This window comes from Curtobacterium sp. Curtsp22 (assembly GCF_059492135.1).
Genome location: NZ_CP168519.1, coordinates 2,298,807 through 2,324,786 on the forward strand (window position 1 = coordinate 2,298,807; position 25,980 = coordinate 2,324,786).

Annotated in this window: 24 protein-coding genes; 13 read left to right on the forward strand and 11 right to left on the reverse strand. The window is 70.9% G+C overall.

What is annotated here, in order from left to right; all coding sequences use genetic code 11:
• The first annotated feature begins 33 nt into the window (after window positions 1–33).
• Together ACEN8D_RS11075 and ACEN8D_RS11080 are read left to right on the forward strand one after the other, a co-directional pair.
• A complete protein-coding gene (locus ACEN8D_RS11075) occupies window positions 34–426 on the forward strand; it encodes a nuclear transport factor 2 family protein (RefSeq protein ID WP_413399932.1) in 393 nt (130 codons plus the stop codon).
• A gap of 38 nt (window positions 427–464) precedes the next feature.
• On the forward strand, window positions 465–1,184 hold the full coding sequence (locus tag ACEN8D_RS11080) for a helix-turn-helix transcriptional regulator (RefSeq protein ID WP_413399931.1): 720 nt from the start codon (window positions 465–467) through the stop codon (window positions 1,182–1,184).
• 46 nt (window positions 1,185–1,230) lie between these two features.
• Here ACEN8D_RS11080 and ACEN8D_RS11085 read toward each other — a convergent pair whose 3' ends face one another.
• Window positions 1,231–2,406, reverse strand: coding sequence for a LacI family DNA-binding transcriptional regulator (locus ACEN8D_RS11085; RefSeq protein WP_495601010.1), 1,176 nt, complete (start codon window positions 2,404–2,406; stop codon window positions 1,231–1,233).
• Between the two features lie 93 nt (window positions 2,407–2,499).
• Between ACEN8D_RS11085 and ACEN8D_RS11090 the strand changes: the two genes are divergently transcribed.
• The 5 genes from ACEN8D_RS11090 (at window position 2,500) to ACEN8D_RS11110 (ending at window position 8,967) form a co-directional block, all read left to right on the forward strand.
• Window positions 2,500–3,825 (forward strand): MFS transporter, encoded by a 1,326-nt coding sequence (locus tag ACEN8D_RS11090; RefSeq protein WP_495601011.1) that lies wholly within the window; start codon window positions 2,500–2,502, stop codon window positions 3,823–3,825.
• Between the two features lie 9 nt (window positions 3,826–3,834).
• On the forward strand, window positions 3,835–4,530 hold the full coding sequence (gene nucS / locus ACEN8D_RS11095) for an endonuclease NucS (RefSeq protein WP_413399707.1): 696 nt from the start codon (window positions 3,835–3,837) through the stop codon (window positions 4,528–4,530).
• A 91-nt stretch (window positions 4,531–4,621) separates the two neighbouring features.
• Entirely contained in the window at window positions 4,622–5,284 is a 663-nt protein-coding gene (locus tag ACEN8D_RS11100; protein ID WP_413399708.1) for an HAD hydrolase-like protein, read from the forward strand.
• Window positions 5,281–6,546: an MFS transporter gene (locus tag ACEN8D_RS11105; RefSeq protein ID WP_413399709.1), complete on the forward strand. Its 1,266-nt coding sequence runs from the start codon at window positions 5,281–5,283 to the stop codon at window positions 6,544–6,546. The genes ACEN8D_RS11100 and ACEN8D_RS11105 overlap by 4 nt, the downstream gene beginning before the upstream one ends.
• Before the next feature lie 141 nt (window positions 6,547–6,687).
• The gene (locus tag ACEN8D_RS11110) at window positions 6,688–8,967 is read left to right on the forward strand and encodes an ArnT family glycosyltransferase (RefSeq protein WP_495601012.1); all 2,280 of its coding nucleotides are present in this window, start codon (window positions 6,688–6,690) and stop codon (window positions 8,965–8,967) included.
• Here ACEN8D_RS11110 and ACEN8D_RS11115 read toward each other — a convergent pair.
• Complete coding sequence (locus tag ACEN8D_RS11115; protein WP_092385709.1) at window positions 8,918–9,751, reverse strand: SDR family oxidoreductase; 834 nt, start codon at window positions 9,749–9,751, stop codon at window positions 8,918–8,920. The two genes, ACEN8D_RS11110 and ACEN8D_RS11115, sit on opposite strands and share 50 nt — an antisense overlap.
• Before the next feature lie 37 nt (window positions 9,752–9,788).
• Window positions 9,789–10,430, reverse strand: coding sequence for a nucleoside/nucleotide kinase family protein (locus ACEN8D_RS11120; RefSeq protein WP_413399600.1), 642 nt, complete (start codon window positions 10,428–10,430; stop codon window positions 9,789–9,791).
• 54 nt (window positions 10,431–10,484) lie between these two features.
• Here ACEN8D_RS11120 and ACEN8D_RS11125 point away from each other — a divergent pair, with 54 nt between their 5' ends.
• The 3 genes from ACEN8D_RS11125 (at window position 10,485) to ACEN8D_RS11135 (ending at window position 11,828) form a co-directional block, all read left to right on the forward strand.
• Window positions 10,485–10,853, forward strand: coding sequence for a VOC family protein (locus tag ACEN8D_RS11125; protein ID WP_309777772.1), 369 nt, complete (start codon window positions 10,485–10,487; stop codon window positions 10,851–10,853).
• Between the two features lie 88 nt (window positions 10,854–10,941).
• A complete protein-coding gene (locus tag ACEN8D_RS11130; protein ID WP_070417386.1) occupies window positions 10,942–11,121 on the forward strand; it encodes a hypothetical protein in 180 nt (59 codons plus the stop codon).
• Complete coding sequence (locus tag ACEN8D_RS11135) at window positions 11,118–11,828, forward strand: hypothetical protein (protein WP_413399601.1); 711 nt, start codon at window positions 11,118–11,120, stop codon at window positions 11,826–11,828. Before ACEN8D_RS11130 ends, ACEN8D_RS11135 begins: the two co-directional genes overlap by 4 nt.
• Window positions 11,829–11,839: 11 nt before the next feature.
• Here ACEN8D_RS11135 and ACEN8D_RS11140 read toward each other — a convergent pair whose 3' ends face one another.
• A complete protein-coding gene (locus ACEN8D_RS11140) occupies window positions 11,840–12,280 on the reverse strand; it encodes an NUDIX hydrolase (protein WP_413399602.1) in 441 nt (146 codons plus the stop codon).
• A gap of 116 nt (window positions 12,281–12,396) precedes the next feature.
• Here ACEN8D_RS11140 and ACEN8D_RS11145 point away from each other — a divergent pair, with 116 nt between their 5' ends.
• Window positions 12,397–13,017 (forward strand): GNAT family N-acetyltransferase, encoded by a 621-nt coding sequence (locus ACEN8D_RS11145; protein WP_413399603.1) that lies wholly within the window; start codon window positions 12,397–12,399, stop codon window positions 13,015–13,017.
• A gap of 19 nt (window positions 13,018–13,036) precedes the next feature.
• On the opposite strand, the gene ACEN8D_RS11150 is transcribed toward ACEN8D_RS11145, so the two are convergent.
• From ACEN8D_RS11150 to ACEN8D_RS11165, 4 genes are all read right to left on the reverse strand, one after another.
• Window positions 13,037–13,627 (reverse strand): TetR/AcrR family transcriptional regulator, encoded by a 591-nt coding sequence (locus ACEN8D_RS11150; RefSeq protein ID WP_413461352.1) that lies wholly within the window; start codon window positions 13,625–13,627, stop codon window positions 13,037–13,039.
• Between the two features lie 107 nt (window positions 13,628–13,734).
• A complete protein-coding gene (locus ACEN8D_RS11155) occupies window positions 13,735–15,057 on the reverse strand; it encodes a carboxylesterase family protein (RefSeq protein ID WP_413461353.1) in 1,323 nt (440 codons plus the stop codon).
• 86 nt (window positions 15,058–15,143) lie between these two features.
• Entirely contained in the window at window positions 15,144–16,352 is a 1,209-nt protein-coding gene (locus tag ACEN8D_RS11160) for an MFS transporter (protein ID WP_413398251.1), read from the reverse strand.
• 4 nt (window positions 16,353–16,356) lie between these two features.
• Complete coding sequence (locus tag ACEN8D_RS11165) at window positions 16,357–17,652, reverse strand: MFS transporter (RefSeq protein WP_413398250.1); 1,296 nt, start codon at window positions 17,650–17,652, stop codon at window positions 16,357–16,359.
• A 257-nt stretch (window positions 17,653–17,909) separates the two neighbouring features.
• On the opposite strand from ACEN8D_RS11165, the gene ACEN8D_RS11170 reads away from it, so the two are divergent.
• Window positions 17,910–18,710, forward strand: a complete 801-nt coding sequence (locus tag ACEN8D_RS11170; protein WP_413398248.1) for a sugar phosphate isomerase/epimerase family protein — start codon at window positions 17,910–17,912, stop codon at window positions 18,708–18,710.
• Window positions 18,707–19,810 carry a Gfo/Idh/MocA family protein gene (locus ACEN8D_RS11175; RefSeq protein ID WP_071302235.1) on the forward strand — a complete coding sequence of 368 codons (1,104 nt, stop codon included), beginning with the start codon at window positions 18,707–18,709 and terminating at the stop codon, window positions 19,808–19,810. Before ACEN8D_RS11170 ends, ACEN8D_RS11175 begins: the two co-directional genes overlap by 4 nt.
• 127 nt (window positions 19,811–19,937) lie before the next feature.
• Here the strand turns inward: ACEN8D_RS11175 and ACEN8D_RS11180 are convergent, their stop codons facing one another.
• From ACEN8D_RS11180 to ACEN8D_RS11190, 3 genes are all read right to left on the reverse strand, one after another.
• Window positions 19,938–20,138 carry a hypothetical protein gene (locus ACEN8D_RS11180; protein WP_413398247.1) on the reverse strand — a complete coding sequence of 67 codons (201 nt, stop codon included), beginning with the start codon at window positions 20,136–20,138 and terminating at the stop codon, window positions 19,938–19,940.
• Window positions 20,139–20,759: 621 nt separating this feature from the next.
• Window positions 20,760–21,092 (reverse strand): hypothetical protein, encoded by a 333-nt coding sequence (locus ACEN8D_RS11185; RefSeq protein ID WP_261645816.1) that lies wholly within the window; start codon window positions 21,090–21,092, stop codon window positions 20,760–20,762.
• Window positions 21,093–21,292: 200 nt separating this feature from the next.
• Window positions 21,293–25,792, reverse strand: a complete 4,500-nt coding sequence (locus ACEN8D_RS11190; RefSeq protein WP_413398246.1) for a beta strand repeat-containing protein — start codon at window positions 25,790–25,792, stop codon at window positions 21,293–21,295.
• Window positions 25,793–25,980: the final 188 nt, after the last annotated feature.

Sequence of the window (25,980 nt, forward strand, 5' to 3'; positions counted from 1 at the left end):
ACCGTTGTCGCGGAGCCGTCCGAGGGTGGGTGCATGACCGACAACGACACGCATGACGTCCAGGCCCGCACCGCCCTCGACCAGTGGCTGGTGATGTGGAACTCCGACGGGGAACTCGCCCGACAGCTCTGCGCAGAGGACTTCCGCATCCGGTTCGCCGTGACCGAACCCGACGGATCCACCCCGGCCGACGACATCCGGAGCGCCGACGACTTCGCGGAGTACCTCGACTGGTGGCACGGGCAGCACCCCGACGCGGTCTTCACCAGCATCGGTGACGCACTCGACGGCGACCACGGGCGGCTGATCTGGGACATGGAGGCCGGCGACGTCCACGTGGGCGGCGTCGACGTCTTCGACTTCGACGACGCGGGACGCGTACGGCGGGTCTGGTCGGCGGGTGGCCAGCGGAGCATGCGGAGCTGAGCCGCCCGGTCGACACCGGCATCTGTGAGGATCGGACCATGAAGCGAGCCGAGCGGCACTACGCTCTCGTCGACCTGCTCCGCGGGGTGCGACGGCCGTGGTCCGCCGCTCGGCTCGCCGCCCACTTCGAGGTGTCGCCACGGACGATCGAGCGCGACGTGGCCGCGCTCCAGGCCGCCGGGGTGCCGCTCTACGCGGACCACGGTGCCGCGGGCGGGTACTCGATCCTGCGCGAGTACTCGCTCCCGCCGCTCAACCTCACCGCGGCCGAGTCCCTCGCCGTGCTGGCCGGGCTCGGCCTGCTGGAGTCGTCGCCGTACCAGGCGGCGGCGCTCCGCGCGTCGGCGAAGATCCACGCGGTCATGCTCGACGAGCACCGCGCGCCGGTGCTCGAGACGCTCGGCATGATCCGCGTGATCGACGCCGTCGCGCCGTCGGACACGGAGCCCGTCCCGCTCGGGATGCTGTCGGACGCCATCGCGGCCCGCCGCGTCATGCGGCTCCGGTACCTCGGCGAGGACGCCGACGGCCAGCCGGACCGGGCCACCAGCACCGTGCGGGAGGTCGAGACGATGGGCCTGCTCCGAGCCGGCGACTCGTGGCTGCTGGCGGGGTGGTGTCGGCTCCGCGATGCGGTCCGCGGCTTCCGCATCGAACGGATCACCGAGCTCGAGATCCTCGACGAGGTGGCTCCGCCCCGCGACCCGTCCGTCTGGGAGGACGACCTCGCCCGCTGGCCCACCCGACGGCTCGGGTGACGCCGGCCCGTGCGGGTGCACCGACCCGACGCTGGCCGCCGGGCACCTACGCCTGCGGCGGCCCCGTCGTGTCACCGATGCGGAGCTCCGATCGGAACGCCGCCGGCTGCGGCTCGGCCCCCTCGAGCATCGCCAGGGCAGCACGGGCCGCCGCCTGCCCCTTCTGCACGAACGGCTGCACGAGCGTGGTCAGCTGCCGGATGCGCGTGCGGTGGAACAGGCTGTCGTCCACGGTGATGCCGTCGAACCCGACGACGCTGACGTCCTCGGGCACACGGAGTCCGGCGTCGAGGGCGGCCGAGATCACCCCGACGGCGAGGACGTCGCTCTGCGCGATGACCGCGGTCGGCCGTGGTCCGTCGACCGCGAAGAGCGCGGTGCCGGCGATCCGGCCTTCCTCGACCGAGCTGCCGGCAGCCTCGATCGCGACCGAGTCGGGGTAGACCCCACGGACCCCGCGCAGGCGTTCGAGGGACGTGAAGGCGATACCGGCGGCCTCGCGCTCGGTGTCGATCGGCCCGCGGCGGTGCGCACCGTCGAGCGGCAGCGACACGACGGTGACCGCCTCGTGCCCGAGGTCGCGCAGGAATGCTGCCGCGCGGCGGGAGGCCTCGCGGTTGTCGAGCTGGATCGGCACCGCACCCTCGATGTCGTCCGCCTCGATCGCGACGACGGGGATCTGCCGGCGCCGGAGCACGGCGACCGCGGGGTCGATCCGCACGTTGCACCCGACGAGGACGACGGCGTCCATGGGGGCGTCGACGAGGGGGACGGCGCCCTGTTCGTCGTCGAGGGGGCTCCGGACGAGCAGCAGCGAAGCACCGGCGGCACCGGCCACCTCGGCGATGCCGTCGAGCGTCAGGACGTTCACCGGGTCGCGGAAGGCATCGCTCAGCCGTTCGTCCATGACGACGCCGATGACGCCGGAGCGACCGCGGCGCAGCGAACGGGCACGCGGGTCCGGGCCGCCGTAACCGAGCTCGGCGGCGGCGGCGAGCACGCGGGCCTTGGCGTCCTCGGAGACCGGGCCGCTGCCGCTGAACGCGAGCGAGGCCGTCGAGGGCGCGACCCCGGCAGCGCGGGCCACCGCGGTGAGGGTCGGACGTCGGGGGCGGACCGGGACGGGCCCGGCCGGGACCGCACCGGCGCGCGGGGCATCGGCGGCGTCCTCGCGGTGGTGCTCCGTCCGCGACGCGCCGGGTCCTGTTGCCGGTTCGTCCATCGCCCGTTAGCGTAGCCGGAAACAGCGGTCGAATCGATTCGACCGAGCCGCGACACGCACGGCAGCACAGCAGCGAAGCACGATGGGACCACCATGACGACGACGTCCGCCCGCACCACACCCTCGACACGGGCCTGGATCACCGCGGTGTTCGTCGTGTTCACCCTGTCCGGCCTCGACATCGCGACCTGGCTCGGCCGGATCCCGAGCGTCCGCGACTCCCTCGGAGCGAGCACCTTCGAGATGGGCCTGCTCGTGCTCGGCATGGCGGTCGGCTCGATCGGCGGCCTGACCTTCGCCGGGCACATCGTCGCGAAGCTCGGGGCTCGCCGGGGCGTCCAGGTGGCCGCAGCGTGCCTGGCCCTCGGGATGGTCTTCGCCGGGCTGGCGGTGAGCCTCGGGTGGGGCTTCGCCGCCATCTGGATCGCGCTCATCGCGTTCGGGTTCGGCAACGGCCTGTGCGACGTGTCGATGAACGTGTCCGGCGCCGCGGCGGAGAAGGCCGGCGGCCGAACGATCATGCCGCTGTTCCACGCCGCGTTCAGCCTCGGCACGCTCGCCGGTGCCGGCCTCGGAGCCCTCGCCGAGGCGCTCGAGGTCCCGGTCGCGTGGCACTTCATCGTCCTCGTCGTCGTCACGAGTGCCGCGATGCTCGTCGCCGTCACGCGCTTCCAGGACGAGCACCGCTTCGAGGAGCACGTCGCCACCGACACCAGCCCGGTGCCGACGCCGGTCAGCCGCTGGCAGGTCTGGGCCCAGCCGTCGACCCTGCTCATCGGCGTGATCGTGCTCGGCATGGCCCTGGCCGAGGGCTCGGCGAACGACTGGCTGCCACTGGCCATGATCGACGGGCACGGCCTCGACAACGCCGCGGGCGCCGCCGTCCTCACGGTGTTCCTCGCCGCCATGACCGTCGGCCGGGTGGCCGGCAGTCCGCTCATCGACCGGTTCGGGCGGGTGCCGATCCTCCGCATCAGCGCCGCCGTCGCGGTCGTCGGCCTCGGCATGCTCATCTTCATCGACAACGTGCCGCTCGCGATCGTCGGCGTCGTGCTCTGGGGTCTCGGGGCGAGCCTCGGCTTCCCGATGGGCATGTCCGCCGCGGCCGACGACCCCCGGACCGCCGCCGCCCGGGTCAGCGCCGTGGCGACGATCGGGTACGTGGCGTTCCTCGCGGGACCGCCGCTCATCGGGTTCCTCGGCGAGCAGGTGGGGCTGCTCGGTGCGCTCCTGGTGGTCTTCGTGTTCATCATCGCGGCGGGACTCGCGTCGGGTGCCGCCCGTGAGCGCGGCGCCGCCGCCCGGCCGACCCGCCGGGGCGGCGACGTGGACGGCGGGGACGAGCCGCGCCTCCAGGCCCAGCGCGCCGACGCGGCCACGAGCGCCGACAGCACCACGGGCGGTCGCGACGCCGGTTAGGCTCTCCGGGTGCGTCTCGTCATCGCCCGCTGCTCCGTCGACTACGCGGGCCGGCTCTCAGCCCACCTGCCGCTCGCGACCCGTCTGCTCATGCTGAAGGCCGACGGTTCGCTGCTCGTCCACTCCGACGGCGGCAGCTACAAGCCGCTCAACTGGATGAGCCCGCCGTGCTCGATCGAGATCACCGAGCCGGACGAGGAGCAGTCGACCGCCGGCATCACGCAGGTGTGGACGGTCACGCAGAAGAAGACGCAGGACAAGCTCATCGTCTCCCTGTACGAGGTCGTCTCCGACGAGTCCCACGACCTCGGCGTCGACCCGGGCCTCGTGAAGGACGGCGTCGAGGCGCACCTGCAGCAGCTCCTCGCGGAGGAGATCGAGCTCCTCGGCGACGGCCACACGCTGGTCCGCCGCGAGTACATGACCGCGATCGGCCCGGTGGACATCCTCGCCCGCGACGAGGCCGGGGCGAGCGTCGCCGTCGAGATGAAGCGGAACGCCAACATCGACGCGGTCGAGCAGCTCACCCGATACCTCGAGCTGATGAACCGCGATCCGCTGCTCCGTCCGGTGCAGGGTGTGCTCGCCGCGCAGACGGTGGCGCCGCAGGCACGCACCCTCGCCGAGGACCGCGGGATCCGCGTCCTCGTGCTCGACTACGACGCGATGCGCGGCATCGAGGGCGGCCACACCCGCCTCTTCTGAGCGGTCGGACTGGAGGCGCGGCTCGCGTCTGCCGGTGCCGTCGCGCCCGCCGGGCGGTCGCTACCAGGGCCCCGGCTAGGCTGAGTGGGACATGACCAGCCCGTTCTCCGCCATCCTCTTCGACCTCGACGGCACCATCAGCGATTCCGCGCCGGGCATCCTCGAGAGCCTCACCCACACGTTCCGGAAGGTCGGGGTCCCCGTGCCGGACCACGCGACGCTGCTGTCGTTCGTGGGCCCGCCGATCATGGACACCTTCACGACGGCGTTGGGCATGGACGCCGAACAGGCCGAGCACACGCTGTCCGTGTACCGCGAGCACTACTTGTCGCACGGTGCCCTCGACTCGGCGATGTTCCCCGGGATCGACGTCGTCCTGCGCACCCTGCACGACGCCGGGCTGCCGATCTCGACCGCGACGAGCAAGCCCGAGACACCGGCGACGTACATCCTCGAGCACTACGGCCTCACCGGCGACATCGACATCATCACGGGTGCCAGCGACGACGAGGTCCGCTCGTCGAAGGCCGACGTGGTCGAGGAAGCCCTGCGCCGCCTCGACGCCCGCGGGTTCGACACGAGCCGCCCGGTGCTGATCGGGGACCGCCTGCACGACGTCCAGGGGGCGGCCGTGCACGGTGTCCCGACGATCTTCGCCGAGTGGGGCTACGGCTCCCCCGCCGAGGCCGAGGGCACCATCGCGCAGGCCGCGACCCCGCTCGACCTGCTCCCGATCCTGCTGCCGTCCTCGTGACGACGGGGGCGGGCGGCCGGGCGGCGGCGGGACTGCGCGGTGCCGCCTGGCTGCTGCCGGCCGCCATCGTCCTCATCGCGCTGAACTTCCGCGGGCCGATCGTCGCGACGGCCCCGGTCATCGGCGACGTCCGTGTGGACCTCGGCCTGACCGCGACGGTCGCCGGGCTGCTGACGACGATCCCGGTCCTCTGCTTCGCGCTCGCGACGCCGCTCGCCAGCTGGGTGATCGCGAAGGCCGACCCCGAGCGCGCGGTGTCGCTCTCCCTCGTCATCGTGCTCGTCGGCACCGTCGTCCGCTCGATGCCGTCGTCCGCGGCGCTGCTCGTCGGCACCGCCGTGATCGGCATCGGCATCACGATCGGCAACGTGGTGATCCCCGTCGTGATCCGGCGGGACACCTCGCCCGAGCGGGTCGGCCTGGTCACCGGTGTGTACACGTCCGCGCTCAACGTCGGGTCGATGATCACCTCGCTCGGCACCGCGCCGATCGCCGCGAGCTGGGGCTGGCCGGTCGCGATCGCGGTCTGGGCGGTGTTCGCCGTGGTGGCCGGTCTCGCCTGGACCTACGCGGTCGGTGCCCGGGCTGCGTGGCGCCGCCCGACGGCGTCCGAGCCCGTCGTCGAGACGGGGCCGATCGACCAGGTGCTCGGCACGGGTGCGATCCGGACGGTCGACGGCGGTGCGGGGTCCGCGCAGGTGCGCCCCGCTCGTCGGCTCATCACCTGGGGGCTGACCCTCGCGTTCGGCGGCCAGGCGTTCTCGTACTACGCCCTCACGGCGTGGATCCCGACGCTGCTGCACGACGAGATCGGCTTCTCGAAGGCGTCCTCCGGGGCGAGCTCGTCGGTGTTCCAGATCCTCGCGGTCGTCGGGGCGCTCGGTGTCCCGGTGCTCGCGGCGAAGTGGCGTCCTCGCGCGATCATCGCCCTCGTCGCGTTCCTCTGGCTCGCGATGCCGCTCGGGCTGCTGTTCGCCCCGCAGCTCTGGCTGCTCTGGTCCGTCCTCGGCGGCGCGGCACAGGGCGGCGGCATCACGGTGATCTTCATCGTGATCGTCCGGATCGTGTCGAGCGACGCCGACGCGCGGCGGATGTCCGCGTTCGTGCAGGGTGGCGGGTACCTGCTCGGTTCCGCGGGGCCGCTCGTCGCCGGTTCGTTGCACGGGATCACCGGAGACTGGACGGCACCGTTGCTCGTCGTGCTCGTCGCCGTGCTGACCCTCGGGATCGTGGGGACGTTCGCGGCCCGACGGGTGGCCTGAGACAAGGTTCCGGCTCGACCGGGGATCCGCTGGTGCGGCCCGGTCGCACCCGCACGTCGTCTCAGCGCCGCGCGTGACTTCGGGGCGAGCTGGCGGCACCGTCCCGGCCCACCGTCATCCCGGGCGGCCAAGGTCCGGAGGGTGGACACTCGACGACCCGCACGGTGGCGGGACCAGCCGCTCGCGGCACGCTGCGCCCTGCTCCTGATCGCGGCGGGCATGACCGTGCTGCTCGGGTGGAACCTGGCCCGCGGCGGTGACTCCGGGTTCTACGAGGCGTCCGCCCGGTCGATGTCCGAGTCGTGGCCGGCGCTCTTCTCCGGCGCGTTCGACCCCTCGGCGACGGTGACCCTCGACAAGCTCAGCGGGTTCGCCGTTCCCCAGGCGCTCAGCATCCGGCTGTTCGGTGACTCCACCGCCGCACTCGCACTCCCCCAGGTCGTCGAGGGTCTGGTCACGCTCTGGGCCTGCTCGCTCGTCGGACTCCGGTGGGCCGGGGTCGGGACGGGGCTCGTCGCCGCGGCGGCAGCGGCGACGACGCCGATCTTCGTGTCGATGTTCGCCCACCCGATGGAGGACGGCATGGTCACGGCGGCCCTGGCGGTCGCCCTGCTCTGCTGGCAACGGGCGGCGATCACGGGCCGGTGGTGGTCGCTCGTCGCCGCCGGGCTCGCGGTCGGCGTCGGGTTCCAGGCGAAGATGCTGCAGTCGTGGTTCGTGCTGCCCGCGCTGGTGCTCGGGACCCTCGTCGCCACGGCCGGCCGGGACGGCACCCGGCTCGGCACCGGCGCCCGCATCGGTCGCGCGGTGGTCCTCGGTGCGGTGTCGGTCGCGGCGTCGCTCGCGTGGGTGGTCGGGCTGGCCCTCACCCCGGCGGGCGCCCGACCGTGGATCGACGGCTCGACCGACGACAGCCCGTTCGCGATGGTGTTCGGCTACAACGGTATCGACCGGTTCCTACCGGGAGCGGTGCCCGGCTCCGTCAGCACGACCGAGGGCCCCGCCGCCCGGCCGGCACGCCTCGGCGGTCCGGGCGGTGTGACGAAGCTCATCGAGCCGCACCTGGCCTCACAGTTGGCCTGGCTCCTGCCCGCAGCCGTGTTCGCCGTCGTGCTCGCGGTCGTGCTGCTCCTCGTCCGCCGGTCCGGCACGCGGGTCGGCAGCGTCTTCGGTCGGGCGTTCGACACCCGTGCCGGTTCGGCCACGCTGCTCGTGGTCACCGTCTGGCTCCTGACCGCGGCCGTCGTGCTCTCGGTGGCGAAGGTGCCGCACACCGCGTACGTCGCCGCGGTCGGTGTGCAGCTCGCCGTCCTCGCGGCCCTGGGGTGGCGCGGCGCCGTCGGCCTGGTCCGGGCGCAGTCGGCGTGGCTCCGGGTGGTGCCGGTGCTCCTGGCGACCGCGCAGCTCGCGTGGTGGGCGTTCCTGGCCCGAGGTGCCGCGATGCCGGCGGTGCTCGCGACGCCGGCCCTCGTCGTCGGGGTCGCGGCCGTGCTCGCGACGGTGGTCGCGTTCCTGTGGCGACCACGCTGGGAGGGGACGCGCGGGCCGGGCCGGCACCGCGCCTCCCAGGCCGCGATCGCCCTCGCAGCCGGACTCGCACTCATCGCCGGCCCCGCGGCCTTCTCGCTGCAGGCGCTCGACGCCGCACGCGACGGGAGCGGGAGCGACGCCTCGGTCGGCTCGTGGGTCCCGCGCTGGCGGGTTCCGGACGGTCGGGCCGAGGCCTTCCGGGTCTCCCGGCCGGACTGGTGGGGAGGGTCCTCGACGCCGTACCCGGTGGTGTTCCGGCACCTCGTCCGGACGGCGCGGCGCCTCGACGGGTACCGCGCCAGCGTGCCGCTCTTCCTGACCGACACGTGGCGCATCTCGTCGCCCGTGATCGACGCGACCGGGCTGCCGGTGCTGACCGACGGCGGGTTCTCGGGGACGGTGCCGGTGTTCACGGCGCGGCAGGTGCGGCAGCGGATCGCCGGCGGGCTCCGGGTGCTGGTGGTGCAGGCCGGGGCGCCCCGGACCGATCCGGTGCTGCGGGCGGCGCTGGCGGGAGGATGTCGGGCGGTCGCCGACGTCGACCCGGGGGCACGGGTGCCGGCGCACCCGTGGGCGGTGACGGGCATCGGGTGGACGGTGTGGCGGTGCGGGCTGCCGGGCGCGTCCGTGGACCGGCTGGGCGGGCCGGCGGGGCCGCGGTCGGGGGCGCGGTCGGCAGCGGTGGCGCGGTCGGGGTCGTGGGCGGGGTACGCGGCGTCGCGCTCGGCGGAGTCGCGGGCGGGGTCGAACCACGAATCCGACGTCGAACCGCGCCGATCACGTGGTTCGGTGTCGGATTCGTGGTTCGACACCCGACCCGCCGCCGCCGGCGCCGGCAGCGTCAGCCGGCGAGCAGCACCTCGCGCAACGACATCGGCCGGCGCCCCGTGACCCGCTCGACGTCGCCCGACACCCGCGCGAGCGCCCCCTCGGCGATCGCCGTGTAGGTACTCACCCACGCGTCCGCCTGCCACGGCTCCGGGTTCCACCGCGCGCGCGAGGCGTACGCCTCCTCGAGCGTCTCCGGGTGGTACGTGACCTCGCGCCCACGCACCTCGGACACCGTGGCAGCCGCCTCGTGCAGGGTGATCGCCGCGGGCCCCGTCAGCTCGTACGTCCGATCGAGGTGCGCCGCCGGGTTCCGCAGGACCTCGGTCGCGACCCGGGCGACGTCGGCTCGCGCGACCGCTGCCATGGCCCCGTCGCCCGCCGGCCCCCGGATCACGCCGTCCTCGCCGACGAGGTCCTCGACGAAGTCCAGGTAGAAGGAGTCCCGCAGGAACGTGTGCGCCATCGAGGTCGCCCGGATCGCCTCTTCCGTCGCCCAGTGGTCACGACCGAGCGTGAAGGTCGCGTCCGCCGCCGCGCCCACGAACGACGTGTAGACCACGTGCCGGACGCCGGCCGTCGCGGCAGCGGAGACGAACGAGCGGTGTTGGGCGAGACGGTCCACCGCCTCGGCGCCGGAGACCATGAGCAGCAGGTCGACGCCCTCGAGCGCCGCGCGACTCGCCTCGGCATCGCCGAACGACGCGACCGCGACCTCGGCTCCGGGGAGATCCGGCGCCCGGGAGGCGTCCCGCACGATCATCCGGAACGGCACACCGCCGTCCGCCAGGGCGCGCGCCACGGCGCCGCCGATCTTGCCGGTCGCGCCGGTGAGTGCGATGGTCATGGTCGCTCCTGTCGTGGTCGTCGCTGGGGTCTCGTGGTCACGTCCGCACGGTCCTGGAGGCGCGGATCACCGTGGGTGCGACCCGCACCGCGTTCACGCCATCGACCTCGACCGCCCAGGTGCGGGCCGCCTCGTGGTCGCGGCCGTGCCGCATGTGCCGACCCACCAGACGATCGACGCGCACGGTGTCGTCCACGGCGCAGAACCACGTCTCGGTGAAGAGGTCGGCGAGCGCTGCCCAGGGATCGCTGTCGTCGAGCAGGTAGTTCCCCTCGGACACCACGAGCCGGGTGCGCTGCGGGACGGCGATGCTGCCCGCGACGGGTTCGTCGACGCGCCGGTCGAAGTCGGGTGCCCACACCACGGCCTCGTCGCGTGCGACCAGCCGACGGACGAGCGCGACGTAGCCGTCCCCGTCGAAGGTGTCGATCGCGCCCTTGCGGTCGTGGCGGCCGAGGGCGTCCAGCGCCGTGTTCGCCAGGTGGAACCCGTCCATCGGGACCTGCACGGCGGTGCTGGCACCGAGCGCTGCGTCCACTCCGGCCACGACGCGGCGGGCCAGCGTCGATTTGCCGGCACCGGGAGCACCGGCGATGCCGAGCACGGTGCGCTGTCCGTCCGTGGCGAGCCGGATCGCGCGGTCGACCGCGTCGTCGACGGACATCTCGGGCGGGAGCACGGCTTCATCCTGGCAGAGCGCGCCGACACCGGTCCCGGGTGGTTCACTTGCCGCATGGTCGATGCGACGAAGGCGTTCAGCGGGTTCTCGGTGCGTGACGTGCCCGAGGCGAAGGCGTTCTACGAGGACGTCCTGGGGGTCGAGGTCACCGAGGACCACGGCATGCTCTTCCTGCAGCTCGGCGACGGGCACGGCGTGCTCGTCTACCCCAAGGGTCCCGCGCACGAGCCGGCGTCCTTCACGGTGCTGAACTTCCCGGTGCCGTCGGTCGACGACGCCGTGGACGAACTCGCGGCGAAGGGTGTGGCCTTCCTGCACTACGAGGGGATGACCGACGAGAAGGGCGTGAACCGCAAGGGCGGCCCGCTCATCGCGTGGTTCACCGACCCCTCGGGCAACGTGCTGAGCGTCCTGGAGCAGTAGCGGGAGTCGCGCGAAATTCTGTATGCAGAAAGCTCGCGCGCTCGTCCGTGGCTGTCCTACGCTCGCTCTCCCGACGAAGGAGAGAGCCGTGGAGATCCGGATCGTCAATCGCGACGAACTGCGTGCTGAGCGCGCGGAGTTGTACCGCAAGTGGAACCTGGACGAACGCGAGTTCGCCCCCGTCGAGGCGTGGCGCGACCTCGACGAAGACGAGTACTGCGCTCGTGAGGCCCTCGCTGACATCTCGTTCGTGTTGGGCGACCGATGATCGCCGAGTTCCTCGACGCTGCGACGCTGCAGATCGATCGTGCTCAGGTACTGCTCGACGCGGTCCTGCCGGACCACGGCGCCGAGCTGAGCGTCATCCATGAAGTACCGAGCAACTCGATCATGCTCGGAACCGGCGATGAACGCGGTGCTGCCGCGATGCTCCACGCGGGGGGCGAGCACGTCGCCCGGCTCCGGATCTTCTTCAGGTACCGCTGGCACCCGCATCATGCCGTGCTGGCAGTGGAGGAGAGCCGGTTCACGCTCTTCCTCACGACCGACCGGCAGCCGCTCGTCCGCTTCGAGTTCCAGGACGCCCTGACCAACACGCCCCCGTCGCACTGGCACCTCCATGCCGAGCGCGGGGCCTTCAGCGCTCTCCTGTCGCGCACCGGCGACCGCGGGGCCGGGCGTCGCGACCCCGCACGGCTCTCGTCGCTGCACTTCCCGCTCGGCGACCCCCACTTCCGGCCGAGCCTCGCGGACGTCGTCGAGTTCGTGGTGACGGAGTGCGGCGTCGACGCTCGTCCGGGCTGGGAGCGAGCCGTGCACGAGTACCGGAAGCACTGGCGGCGAGACGAAGCCGCCGCTACCGCCCGGCAGTTCTCGGCCGAGACGGCAGCCGCCCTCCGGGCGCTCGGGTGGCAGGTGCGCCCACCCGTGCCGAACCACGTGCCGGCACCGTTCGTGAGTCTGCTCGCGAGCTGACGAACGGGCGGTCAGCGGGGCAGGACGCCGGCCCAGCCGAGGGCGATCGGCACGACGAGCCCGTGCCGACGGAGCGGCAGGTCCGCGATCGGGATCCACGCGGCCTCGTCGGTCGACCCGTCCTCCTCGGAACGCAGCGCTCCGCCGGTGATCGACGCCCGGAAGACCACCTGCACGGCCTTCATCGCCCGGCCGTTCGCGTGGATGCGGCGCTCGGCCGACACGATGTGGTGCCGCACGCCGAGCAGTTCCCCGACGGACGCCTCGTACCCGGTCTCCTCTCGGATCTCGCGGACGACGGCCTGCTCGACGCTCTCGTCGAACTCGACCCCGCCGCCCGGGAGCGTCCACGTCCCCGCCTCGGGGATCCGGAGCTTGGCGAGGAGCACCCGGTCACCGTCGGTGATCACGCCGTAGGCGGCGAGCCGCGTGTCGTAGTCCGTGTACTCCATCAGCCGACCATGCCAGGTGCGTGCGTCGACGTCGGCGAGCCGCGCCGCGCCTCCAGGACCGACGCGTCGGGACCGGGCTACCGTGCCCCGTACGGACGCTCTCCCGGACGGTGACGATGACGACCTCGACCCCGACGCCCCTCGGCGCGATCACCTGCCTGCCCGCGAACGAGGCGGCGTGGACGGACCTCGAACTGGTCTTCGGCGAGCGCGGCGATCCCGCGCACTGCTGGTGTCGGTGGTTCAAGGCCTCGGCGGCGGAGTTCCGGGCGATGCCGAACGACGAACGCCGCGAGCGCTTCCACCGGGAGACCGGCTGTGACGACCCCGCGGCGCGCACGACGACCGGTGTGGTGGCCTACCGTGACGGCGAGCCGGTCGGGTGGGTCGCGGTCGAGCCCAGGCCCGGTCTCGTGCGACTGCGCGGCGCGAAGGTGCCGTGGAGCGGGCGTGACGAGGACCCCGACGACCCGGCGGTCTGGGTGGTCTCGTGCTTCGTCGTCCGGCGGGGCTTCCGTCGGCAGGGCGTCAGCCGTGCGCTGCTCGGCGGGGCGGTGGACCACGCGCGTCGATCGGGTGCGACGGTGGTCGAGGGGTACCCGACGGAACCGGCTCCGGGTGCGACGGACGGCGGCGGCGCGATGTTCGTCGGGCCGCGGTCGGTGTTCGAGGCGGCGGGCTTCACCGAGGTGTCGCATCCGACGCCGCGTCGCTGGGTCTACCGGAAGGACTGCTGACGACCAGGCTCGTGACCGCTCAGACGGTCGCGGCGGCAGACGCCCAGCCGACGCGCATCCGTGCGACCGCGCGGTCGAACCCGGCGAGGGGATCGGCGTCGTCACGCAGGAGCGACTGCAGCTGCAGCCCTTCGTAGAGGGCGACGAGCTGCTCGGCGGCGTGCCGGGGCGAGGTCCCGCGCGGCTCCCGTCCGGCGACGACGTCCCGCACGAGGGCGAGCGTGACGTCCTCGAACGAACGGGTGTACTGCCCGCGGAACCAGCCGGCCGCGGGGTGGTCGGGGCTCGAGGCGGCACTGAGCAACGCGACCCGGAGCCGGACCAGTGCGGGGTCGTCCCGGCCGACCTCGAGTCGCGCGCGGAGGTACGCGACCGCGCCCGAGCGCTCGGCGACGACCCACAGCGCACGACGGCTGCCGTTGTTCCACCGGTCCACGACGGCGACGACGAGGAGCTCCCACAGCGGGTAGACCCGTCGGACCTCGGCTTCGGGGACCTCGGCGTGGGCGGCGACCTCGGCGGGACCGACGGTGTGGAAGTCCGACGCGCGGTACGCCTCGATGGCGCCCGTGACGATGCGGGCGCGCAGGTCGGCGTCGGACTCGGGCATGCCGTCGATTCTCCGGGGGACCCGGCGGCCCCGCGAGTCGCCAGTTCAGGGGTGGTACCAGGCGTACCGCGCCAGCCCCGCCGGAGGGGCAGGTACCCGGCGCCCCGTCAGCCCCGGTCGAACGTCAGCGTCTCGTCGTCCGCCGCGGTGACCCGGCCGGTCCGCGCGAACTCCGCCCAGATCGCCCGGAAGGCCCGCCCGCGCCGCTCGACCTCGGGCCAGTCCCGCTGCGGCACGAAGCGCGAGCCGGCCCAGGCCTCGCGACCGCCGAGCAGCAGCGGCAGGTCGCTCATGTGCACGGCCCCGGTCGGCTGCACGGTCACGCCGCGGTGCAGCCGGTACGAGGTCGCCCGACCACCGGCGGCCCGGTGCCGTGCGGCGAACCGACGAACGTCCCGCCCGTAGATGACCTCGGACAGCGGGCGCACGAGCAGCCAGCGCAGCAGCGGTCGCACGGCTCGCACCCGGGCGAGTGATCGCAGCCCGGGGATCAGCGGCACGTACATCGCGGTCTCGTCCGCACCGGAGCCGATCAGGACGTCGACGTCCGGCGCCGCGTCGCGCCAGGCCTGCCCGGTGTCACGCTCGGCGGGGAGCGGCGCGAACCCGTACTGGGTGCCGTAGGGCATGCCTCCGGGCAACCCGAAGGGCGCTGCGGCGCGGCTGCCGAGGGCCTGGCGATCGAGCACCTCGTCGAGCGGGGTGTCCGGGAGCACGGCCCCGACGGCCCGGACCATCGCCCGGTTCATCCGCGCTCGACCCCGCGACAGCCCGAGCGGTGCACTCTGGACGATCACCCGCCGGAAGAGGCCGGCTGCTCCGTCGCTGATCATGAGGTGGGCCGCGGCGTCGCCCCCGGCGGACTGGCCCGCCACGGTGACGAGGTCCGGGTCGCCACCGAAGGCCGCGATGTTCGCCTGCACCCACCGCAGCGCCTCGACGAGGTCGAGCAGCCCGAGGTTCGCCGGGACGGTCTCCCCGTCGCCGAGGAACCCGAGCACACCGAGCCGGAACGTCACCGAGACGAACACGACCCGCTGCTCCGTGACGAGGTCGCGCGCGTCGTAGATCGGCAGGTCACCGCCGCCGATGACGTAGGAGCCGCCGTGGATCCAGACGATGACGGGCAGCCGCTCGTCCGGCCGGGCGTCGGCGGGCACCGTGATCGACAGCCGCTGGCAGTGCTCGTCGACGACGAGGCCCTCCACCGGGTGGAGCAGCTGGTCGACGAAGGTCGCCTGCGGCTGCGGCGCCACGGGCGACGGTGTGGTCGCCGGGAACGGCTCGGCGAACGCGGGGACCGGCTCGGGGACGGCGAAGCGCTCGGCGCGGGCGTAGGGGATGCCGAGTGCTCGGACGACACGCCCGTCCGCGACGCCGGTGATGCGTCCGGCAGGTGGGTCCCAGGTCAGCGAGGCGGCGTCGAGCATCCGTCCACGCTAGCCAGCGTGACCAGTGGACGGCCTGGAGGGACGGTGCGGGCCCGCACCGCGCCTCCCGTCCCGCAGTCCCTCCGTCAGTCGCGGCGCACGACGGGCCGCAACGAGCCGGACGCGGCGAACGCCGCGACGAACAGCACCGCCACCAGCCAGAGCGCGCTCAATGCGCCGACGTGCTCCGCGATCGCACCGATGACGGGCGGCCCCGCGAAGTTCGCGAAGTACCCGATCGAGGCGACGACGCTGACACGGGCCGCCGGGTTCGGGCCGCTCTGCGCCGCCGCCGACATCCCGAGCGGGAAGCCCATCGAGACACCGACCGCCCAGAGCACGACGCCCACGAGGGTGAGCCACCAGCTCCCGCCGACGATGAAGAGCACGGCGCCGACGATGCCGAGCGCGGTCGTCCACCGCACGGTCCGCACTCGACCGAGCCGGTCCACGACGGGTCCGGCGAAGACACGGGTGGCCGCCTCGGAGACGGCGAACACCGTGAAGAACAGCGCACCGACCGCCGCGGTCTGCCCGTGCCCGTCGGTGGTGGCGAGGGCGAGCCAGTTGTTCGCCGAGCCCTCACCGAGTTCGACGCCGAGCATGACCACCCCGATGAGGAGCAGTCGGACGTCCGCCCACCCTCGTGCCCACTGCCGGAGTCGCTGCCGGGGTGTGAGCGTCGTGTCGTGTTCCTCGGCACGGGTGCCGTCCGGGATGCACCGCATCGCGAGCACACCGACCACGAGGATGACGACGGCCTCACCGAGGAGCTGCGCCGACGGGGTGATGCCGAGCCACGCACAGAGGGCGGCGATCCCGGCGCCGAGGGCCGCGCCTCCGGACCAGGCCGCGTGCATCAGCGGCAGCAGCGTGCGACCGGCGAGCGCCTCGATCGCCGTGCCCTCGACGTTCGCCATCACGTCCAGCGAGCCGATGCCCGCGCCGGCGACCACGAACCCGACCGCTGCCAGCGGGACGGAGTGGAGCGCGGCTGCCGTCCCGATGACGGCGATCGCGACCGGGACCAGCACGACCACCGCGGTGAGCGCCCGGCGCCCGCCGACTCGGCGCAGCAGCGGGGCCGCGCTGAGCAGGCCGCCGATGGACCCGATCGTGACCCCGCCGAGCATGAGCCCGATGGTCCCGACGTCCACACCGAGCTCGAGCCGGAGCTCGGGCAGCCGCGGACCCCACGCAGCGAGGCTCACCCCACCGATCGCGAAGGCGATGACGATGGCGTTCCGCCACCCGGCGAGCTGTCTGCGGTCCTCATCGACCCCGAGCTGGTGCATCCGGCTATCGAACCCGCTTGATGGGGATCACCACAAGGGCGCCGAGGAGTGCGACGACACCCGCGGCCCAGCACATGAGGACGTAGTTGTCGGCGTGCGAGCTGCCGATGGACAGGAAGAAGAGCGAGATCGCCGGCGCGAGTGACTGGGGCAGCGCGTTCGCGATGTTGATGACGCCGAGGTCCTTGCCGGGACGGTCGGCGTTCGGGAGCACGTCGACGACGAGTGCGGTGTCGATCGCGGAGTAGATCCCGTACGCGAAGCCCATGACGACCTCGGCGACGTAGAAGCCGTTCACGGTCTCGGCGTGCGCGAGGACGACGAGGCCCACCGCGAAGAGGGCCGTCGAGCCGCCGACGAACACCTTGCGGCGACCCAGCTTGTCGGACGCCCACCCCGAGAGCGCCGCGCTGACCAGGAGCGCGATCGTGTAGAGCAGCACGCCGAACGCGACGGCCTCGGTGGCCTGCTTCGCGTCCTCGATGCCGATGTGCTCCTGCATGTAGAGCAGCCGGTACGTCGTGAACATGAACGTCGCGAGGATGATCAGGAAGCGCGACCACCACGCGAACGCGAAGTCCGGGTTCTTGATCGGGTTCGTCCAGAACGACGAGATGAGGTTGAGGAACGTGAACTTCTTGAGCGTGTACGTCGGCAGCTCGTCCCGGGCGACGACCGCGTAGACGGCGACCAGGATGATCGCCAGGATGCCGGGCGCGATGAACAGCACGGGCAGGTTCGCGACGAAGAACACCGACAGGTAGGTGCCGGCGAGCACGGCGAGGTTCTGCGCGAGCGCGATGATGCTCGACGACCGGCCGCGCTGGAGCTGCGGGACGTTGTCGGCGAAGCTCGCCAGCAGGGTGGCGAGGGTCGCGTTGGCGGCGAGCTGGGCGAGCAGCCACGCGAGCGTCAGGTTGAGCACGTCAGGTGCGTAGGCGATCCAGGCGAGTGCGACCGCGAAGACGACGACACCGCTCATGAGCCACGGACGACGCCGGCCCCAGCGGGTGCGGGTGCGGTCGGACAGCGCGCCGGCCAGGGGGTTCATGATGAGCGCGCCGAACGCACCGATCGGCAGGACGGAGCCGATGACGTTCGCGGCGTCGTCCCCGACCAGGGCCTGCGCCTTGAGCTGCATGCTCACGTAGACCGGTGCCATGAGCGCGACGAAGAGGCCGAACTGTCCGAGGAACAGCGCGATCTGGTAGCCGATGCCCACCCGCATCGTGCTGACCGGTTGCGTGATGCCCTCATCGGGGTTCAGCAGTGCCGGGCTGCCGGGTTCGGGTGTGCTCATGACGCCTCCTTGAGTCGATGCTTCGCCGTCCAAAACCGTCTTGCACACGGTTTTGACTGGCTGAGCATACATCGACAGGTGTCGTTCATGCAGCGGCGTGCGTCACGGAGCGCAGCAAAAACTACACACCGGGTGGTTTTTGGGGTAGCGTCGTCATCGATCTCGCCGTGGAGCATCGCTCCTCGACGGACTGCGACACCCGGTGCTGCGACACCCGGTGCCGCGACACCCAGTCAGGACCGAAGGAGCCTCACGCAATGCCCACCACCTCTGTGCAGCTGTACTCGCTGCGCGACGCCATCGCGGAAGACCTCGACAAGGCGATCGCCCGTGTCGCCGAGATCGGGTACGAGAACGTCGAGCCCTACGCGTTCGTCGAGCGTGCCGCGGACCTCGAGCGCGCCTTCGCCGCCACCGGCCTCACGGCCCCGTCCGGCCACGTCGCCGTGATCGACGCCGACGACACCGCCCCGATCTGGGACGCGGCTGAGCGCCTCGGGATCCAGACCGTCATCGACCCGTTCATCCCGACCGACCGCTGGCAGACCGCCGACGACGTCGCGAAGATCGCCGAGCGCGTCAACGTCCTCACCGCCGAGGCAGCCTCGCGCGGCCTCAAGTTCGGCTACCACAACCACCAGTGGGAGTTCACGAACAAGGTCGACGGCCGCACGGTCTACGACCACTTCGTCTCGCAGATCAGCCCGGAGACAGTGCTCGAGCTCGACACCTTCTGGGCCACCGTCGGTGGCGCCGACGCGCCCGCCGTCCTGCGCTCGCTCGGCGACCGCGTCGTCGCGATCCACGTCAAGGACGGCAAGGTCGACGGCGACATCCTCACCGCGCTGCCCTCGTCCGAGAGCGCGCTCGTCGTTCCGGAGGCGCTGCAGCGTGCCTTCGAGAACCAGACCCCCGCCGGTCAGGGCGACGTCGACGTCCCTGCCATCCTCGCCGCGGCGCCGCAGGCCATCCGCGTCGTCGAGTTCGACGCGTACTCCGGCGACGTCTTCGAGGGCATCACCGAGTCCCTCGCCTGGCTGAAGGACAACGACAAGTGACCCGTGTCGGGATCGGCATCATCGGTGCCGGCAACATCTCCACGCAGTACCTGGAGAACCTGACCAAGTTCGCCGACGTCGAGGTCCGGTTCGTCGCCGACGTGCTGCTCGACCGCGCAGCGGCCCAGGCAGCGGAGTACGGGGTCGGCGCGTCCGGCTCGGTCGAGGAGCTCCTCGCCCGCGACGACATCAGCATCGTGATCAACCTGACGATCCCGGCGGCCCACGCCGAGGTCGACCAGCAGATCATCGACGCTGGCAAGCACGTGTGGAGCGAGAAGCCGATCGCGACCGACCACGAGTCGGCCGCCGCGGTGCTCGCCTCCGCTGCGTCGAAGGGACTCCGGGTCGCGACCGCGCCGGACACCGTGCTCGGCGCGGGCATCCAGACGGCGCTCCGTGCCATCGCCCGCGGCGACATCGGCGAGCCGCTGACCGCGACGACGCTGTTCCACGTGCCCGGACCCGAGGCATGGCACCCGAACCCGGACTTCCTGTTCGCCGAGGGAGCCGGTCCCCTGTTCGACATGGGCCCGTACTACGTGACGACCCTCGTGCACGCGTTCGGCACCGCCAGCCGCGTGCAGGCCGTGTCCTCGAAGTCGCTCGACCGTCGCACGATCGCGTCCGGCCCCCGCGCCGGCGAGACGTTCCCGGTCGAGGTCCCCACGCACCACGCCGCGCTGATCGAGTTCGCCGGCGGGCAGTCCGCCCAGTCGACGTTCTCGTTTCAGCACGCGCTGCCGCGCATGGGCTTCGTCGAGATCAACGGCACGCTCGGCACGATCTCGCTGCCGGACCCGAACACGTTCGAGGGCTCGTCGCAGCTCTGGCGCTACGGCCAGGAGGAGCCCGAGACCCTCGAGGCGATCGGCTCCACCTGGGGCCGTGGCACCGGGGTCGTCGAGCTCGCGCGCGCCATCGCCGAGGACCGTCCCGAGCGCGCCTCGGGTGCGGTCGCGCTGCACGTCCTCGACGTGCTGCTCGGCATCCGCGACGCGGCGGCGTCGGGGTCCGCGGTCGACATCACGTCGACGGTGGACCGCGTCCCGCCGCTGCCGGAGGACTTCGATCCGTCGGCTGCGGTGCTCACCGCGTAGCTTCTGCGCTCCGCAGGACGGCCGGCTCCGACAGGGGCCGGCCGTTCTGCGTGTTGGGGGCCAGGAGGCGCGGCGCGGCTCCGGTGCGTCGGCTACGGCCGTGCGGTCGCGAGCCACTCGCGGAACGCTACGCAGGGCCAGGTCCACTCGTCGCCATCCCCGTGAGGACCGCGGCGGCGGCGAGCAAGAACCCGATGACCATCACAAGCATCGGCCACTTCCGCGGCGGGAACTCGCGCCCCGGACGGAAGTTGATACCGCAGTAGACGACGCCTGCTGCGAACGGCACTGCGCCCACGACGAACATCGTGATCAGCAGGATCTTCATGCCACAGCCCGATCTGTGTCGCAACAGATGTTCATCTGCGGCAACCTCGGAAGATCGCGAGAGCCCCACCGACCGCAACCAGCGCTCCCACGATGACGATCCAGACACCGAACGGCTTCCCTCCACCCGGGTTCATCCGTCGGCCCTACCGGATCACGAGGTCGTCGAGCCGTGCACGAGTGTCGGTGATCCGGACACCGCTCCTCGTGGCGGACCCGGCTGGTGTCGCTGGTACCCGTGATCGCCGCTGCAGCGTTCCCGATGCCGTCAATGACCCGCATGCTTTATAGTCGCCGTCTGTCCGCATCCTGACTTGATCGTCGCCACACCGTTACCGAAGCGACCCCAAAGGAAACTGCCGCCAGGGCCATCACGAGAAAGGTTGGGACGGTCGATGCTAACCCTGCCGAGGTGGTTGATGGTGAAGAATAACAGCAGTCACGATTAGCCCGATCTCGATCATCTCGAACAGGAAAAACCAGTTCTTGAATTCGGGGCTAGAAATAACGCCACTATCGCACCAATGCCCACAATGGTAGCGCTCGCGAGCAAGAAAGTCGAGGCCCTCACGGGACAAAGCTGCCTACGACACTGTCGAAAACGGAGGACGCGGGGCCGAACCTATGCGGGGCGACTTGACGCGCCACGCTTCCAGTCGTCAAAAGTTGAGATTATCTCTCGCTTCATCCGACCGTCCGGGGTTCTGTCGTCTGGGGTGGAGTAGCCTAGCGCGAGCGCTATTATCGCCTTTTTCCGACGACCCGCCTGAAGGTAGATTAGTTTTGCGCCATCCTCAATGCCGACGGCATTGCGATAGTTTACCCGCTTCTGAGAAAAGAAGCCTGTGATGATCATCTCTGTCGGGAAGAAGGTCACTTTGAGTGACAATATTCGCCACCAAAGAGCAGCAGATACGCCTACGAGCAACATCGCTCGGATGTCGAAGAAGCTCACGACGGCAGCGAACAGTGATAAGGAACCGAAAATTATCGAAATGGCAATTCGCACTTTCAGCGAGAAGCCAATTTTTACCGGATTCACTTGTTTTTTCGACTAGATGCCGCTGCGTACACGATCGCTGCAACGATAATAGGGACCATGACCCATGGTAGCCATGGCAACACTGATGCGCCCATCGATTACTCTTCCCTTTGTTAGCTAACTGCGGCGCTTTGCGCCATCTCAATCCCGCCGTAAATACCTGAGGCTACGGTGCTCGCTGTCCTACCGACGTTGAGCACAGCCGGGCTTGCGACAACACCGAACCCCAGCGATGCCGTACCGAGGACGGCTGCCCCAGCTACCTCGCTCGCCGACCCACCGTTCTCCGCAATTGACCAGGTATTCGCGACCGAACTCAAGCCGCCGAGGATGAGACCAGCCGGACCCCCGACCCCGGTGGCGGTTGCCGCAAGACCGCCAATCGCGAGTGCCGTACTTGCGATGCCCAGCGCGTTCCCGAACGTGCTTCGACCGGTTGGGTCGCTGCTGTTGATAGGGTCGTCGCCGGCATACGCGTATCGGTTGGCGTTGGTGGGGCTGAGGGGTGCGTCGAGGGTGTCGCGCTGGATCCATCCGCCGGTCGCGGTGGTCTGCCACCGGTACCCGAACTTCGTAAGCCCGTTGTCGGTGCTGGACGAGCGGAGCCCGGCCTTGAACCCGTACGGGTTCTGCTGCCACTGAGCGCTCGAGCCGCCGTTGACGGTCTCCGCCCCGTAAGGGTCGTAGGAAACCGTGTAAGCAGTGTTGCCGGTGTCGGCGATCGCTGCCGCCGGGTTCCCGATGCCGTCGATGACCCACATGCTCGTGACACCGTCGGTGGTTTGCAGGTCCATCGGCTGCCCTGTCGTCGGGTCGCTGATCACCGACGCCGTGCCTGTGCCGGCGACGGTGCGGGATGTGATGCCCTTGCCATATGTGTAGTCGTACTCCGCTCCCCCGTCCGTGGACTGCTTGAGGAGCTTGGTCATGTCGGCACCGGCGTACTCGTACCGGGTCGTGACACCGTTCTTCGTCGATGCGGTCAGCTGCTGCGCATCGTTGTACGTGAAGGTCTCACCCGGTGCTGCGGTGAGGTTCCCGACCCCGTCGTACGCGTACCCGGCCGAGGTGATCTGCCCGACCGCGTTGTACGTCAACGTCTGCGAGCTCGTGCTGTCACCGGTCTGCTTCGCGGTGAGCCGGTTCCCCGCCGCGTCGTACGTGTACGCCCACGTCGTGTTCGTCGCGCCTCCGGCCTGCGCAGCCTTGGTGAGGCGGCTGTTCGAGTCGTACGTGTACGACGTCGTCTTCTGCCCGCTGCCGGGCAGGTCGTTGCGGGACCACTGCAGCTTGTCGCGGTCGTTGGCCTTGTCCGCTGCGCAGTCGCTGCTGGTGGCGGCGCCAGCGATGTAGCAGTAGAGGGTGTTCACGACCGGGGTGGCGTCGTTGTCGCCGGCCCAGGCGCGGACACGGGTGACCTTGCCGGAGGAGTCGTAGTCGATGTGCTGATGGCCCTGCCACGACGCCGGCTTCACACCAGGCGTTGCGGCGCTCGATGCGCCGAGCCAGGTGTCGGTGCGGCGGCCGTGGTCATCGGTGAGGTAGATCTGCTTCGCCGTTCCGGCATCGGTCGGGTACGTGGTCGCGGTGAGCACGTTCGACGGGTCGTAGCTGTGCGTGACGTCACCGTGCTGGTCGGTGACGCGGACCGTGTTTCCCGCGAGGTCGTACCCGTAGGACACGGTTCCGCCGCCGGCGGTGTTGACCGTGGAGATGAGCCGGTTGCGTTGGTCGAACGTGTTCGTGATGGTCCCGGTCGCGGACTGCTGGGTGAGCTGGTTGCCGTTGCCGTCGTACGTGTTCGTCACCGTCAGAGCACTGTCGGCGAACGTGGTCGTCAGGAGCCGGTCGTCGTTGTCGTACGTGTACGACGTGGCACCGCCGCCACCGTCGGTGTGGGACGAGACGCGGCCGAACGCGTCGTAGGCGTACTTCTGCTGCCCGACCGTGTTCGCCGGCGCGTCGATTGTGAACAGCTGGTTGTACTGGTCGTAGCCGTACGTCGTCTTGACCGTGTTGCCCGGAGCGGTAGCGGACTTCACCGCACCCCAGGCGTACTTGTCGACGTCCTTCTTGTTGTACTCGAGCTTCGCCTCGGCAGCTTCCGGACCCGTGCCGGTGCCGGTCGAGGTCTGGTTCCCCGGACCGTCGTACGTGAACGAGGTGGTGTTACTAGAGGAGTCCGTGGTGGACGAGGGCAGGTACTTCGCCGAGGCACCGGACGCGTCGTACGCGGCGTTCGACGTGGACCCGGAACTGCTCGAGGTCTGCGTCAGCGACTGGCTCTGGTTCTTGCCGTACTCGTTCGATGACGTCGACGCCGGTAGCTCACCCGACCCGTCGGCCTTCCCGACCGTCGAGGTTGCCGTGCCGTTGTTCGCGGAGTTGTACGTCTTGGACCGTTCACGCCCCGCCGCGTCGACAGCCTTCGTAACGAGGTCCCCGGCGTTGAGCGTGTACGTGGTGTGGTCCGCGGTCGCGACGGGCTGCGACTGGTTCGAGCGAGGGTCCGCGACCTGCGTGGTGTCCCCGTCCGTGTACGCGAACCGGGTCACCGCGGTCCCCGGGGATCCGGCGGTGGTGTTCGCCTGCGACACCTTCGTGACCCGCTTGGTGGAGTCGTACGTGAACGAGGTCACCCCGCCGGTCGGTGCGGTGATCGAGGTGAGGTCCCCGCTCGTGTACCCGAACGTGGTCGTCGCGCCGGTCGCGTCCGTGTACGTCGTGATGTCACCCGCGGCGTTCTTCGTCCACGAAACACTCCGCGACGACGAGCCGGAGGTCTGCGTGAACGTCGTCTTCCCGTTCGCGTACGACACGTTCGCCGTCTTCGCGCCATCGGTGCCGGCAGTGGAGACCAGGGTGCCGAGCGAGAACTTGTCCGCCGCCACGTTGAAGCTGACCTGGTTGCCGTTGCGGTCGTTGACCGACTTGGGCTGGCCGCCGAGGGTGAAGTGGATGACCTGGTTCGTCGTCCACGACGTCAGCGTGTACTCCCGCGTGTCCGCGTTCGCGACCCGCGCCAACGTCATCTGCAGGCCTGGCGGGGACGTGAACGCACCAGCGGTCCCGGTGGGCTTGAACTGCCACGCCGTCCCGACCGCGTCCGTGTAGACCACACCCGCGGCGTTCGCCGACAGGTCCCCGGCACCCGCGAGGGCGTACTGCCACCGGTTCGCTTCCATCGTGTTGCTGTTCGCCGTCGTCGTCGACCGCGAGTTGTACGCAGCACCGATCGTCGTGCTCTGCGTCACACCCGGCAGCGTCAGCGCACTCGTGGTGACCAGCAGGTTGCCCGTGCCGACGTCAACGCTTGCGTTGGTCTGGTCCGAGATCGGGAACGGCAACGTCGTCGCGGACGTCCGCTGCCCGGTGACGTTCGTCGACACGGGTCCACCCGGCAGCCAGTTGTAGGTGCCCTGCAGGTCGAGGACGAAGTCCGTGGTCCCCGAGGAAACGTTCTGGATCCGCACCTTCCCGTTCGACCCCACGGGCAGGATCGCCGTCGTCGTCCGGATCGACGACGTCGGCGCGTACCCGATGACCGCCCCGGTGGGCTCGGAGGAACCGTCCGCCCATGCCTTCGCGTACCCGCCGGTCGTTCCCGAGTGGATCGCCGTGACCGTCACCGCGACCGCCGACAGGCCACCCTCGACCGTCCCGATCCCAGCAACTCCCGCGACCTGCACCGCGACCGACGCATTTGCCCCGACGCTCGAGGACGTGCGGGTGTCGACGATGCGGCCCGTTCCCGGAGTGAACCCGCCACCCGGGTTGCTGGGGACGAAGTACCCCTGCACGTCGACCTGGATCTGCACCGTGCCACCGTCGGGAGCGTTGTCGATCGTGATCTTCCCATCGGAGCCGACAGCGACCTGCGCGCTCATCGCCGTGGTCAGCTTCGTCGACGGGTAGTTCAACGACCCCGTGCTCTTGGGTCCATCGGACGGCGACGGACGCACCCACCCGGCCCCACCGCCGGTGTTCTGCACCACGACACTGACCGCCACCGCGGCTGCGTTCGTCGGAACGCCACCCTTGCCGGTGACCTGGAACGTGATGCTGTCCCCACCCGACAGGGCACCCTGCCGCACGTTCGTGCCGTCCGCCGTGTTCGCGATCCGGGTCCCGGACAGCGGAACGAACCCGCCAGCGCCGACACCGTTCGCCGTGGACGTGTAGTAGCCGGTCACGTCCAGGATCACCCGCGACTGCGCCGTCGTCGTGTCGATCCGGATGGATCCGTCGTCCCCGACCGCGAGCAACGACGTGTTCGACGTGTTCCCCGCCACTCCGCTGCCGTAGATCATCAGCAGCGTCGGCCCGTCGCTCGACTCCGCTCGACCCTTGAGCTGCCCGGTGCCGTTCGCGTCCGCGACCGTCGCCAGCACACTGATCGCGCCGACACCGTCAGCGGGGATCCCCTTCACCCCGGCGACCGGCACCGTCGTCGACGACCCGGCAGGCGTGGCGCCGTCGAAGATCCTGGCGTTGGTCGGCAACGGCACGAACTGCCCACCCGTACCCGTCGCGACCGCCTGCGCCGGAGCAGGTGGCGAGACCACCGCCAACAACGACCCCAGCAGCGCCACCAACGTGACGACGGCCAGCACGACCCAACGAGAACGAACAGACAACGGCGACGTCGCGAACACGCGCAGAACCCCTCAACAGGTCACCACCAGCGAATCCGCCCCCATGACGGCACTGTGCAACCACACAGAACGCTACGGAGCATCCCTCACCACTGCTCCCCCACTACAGGGGGTAGAAAGTTCCGCGCCCGAACCGATACGGCTCC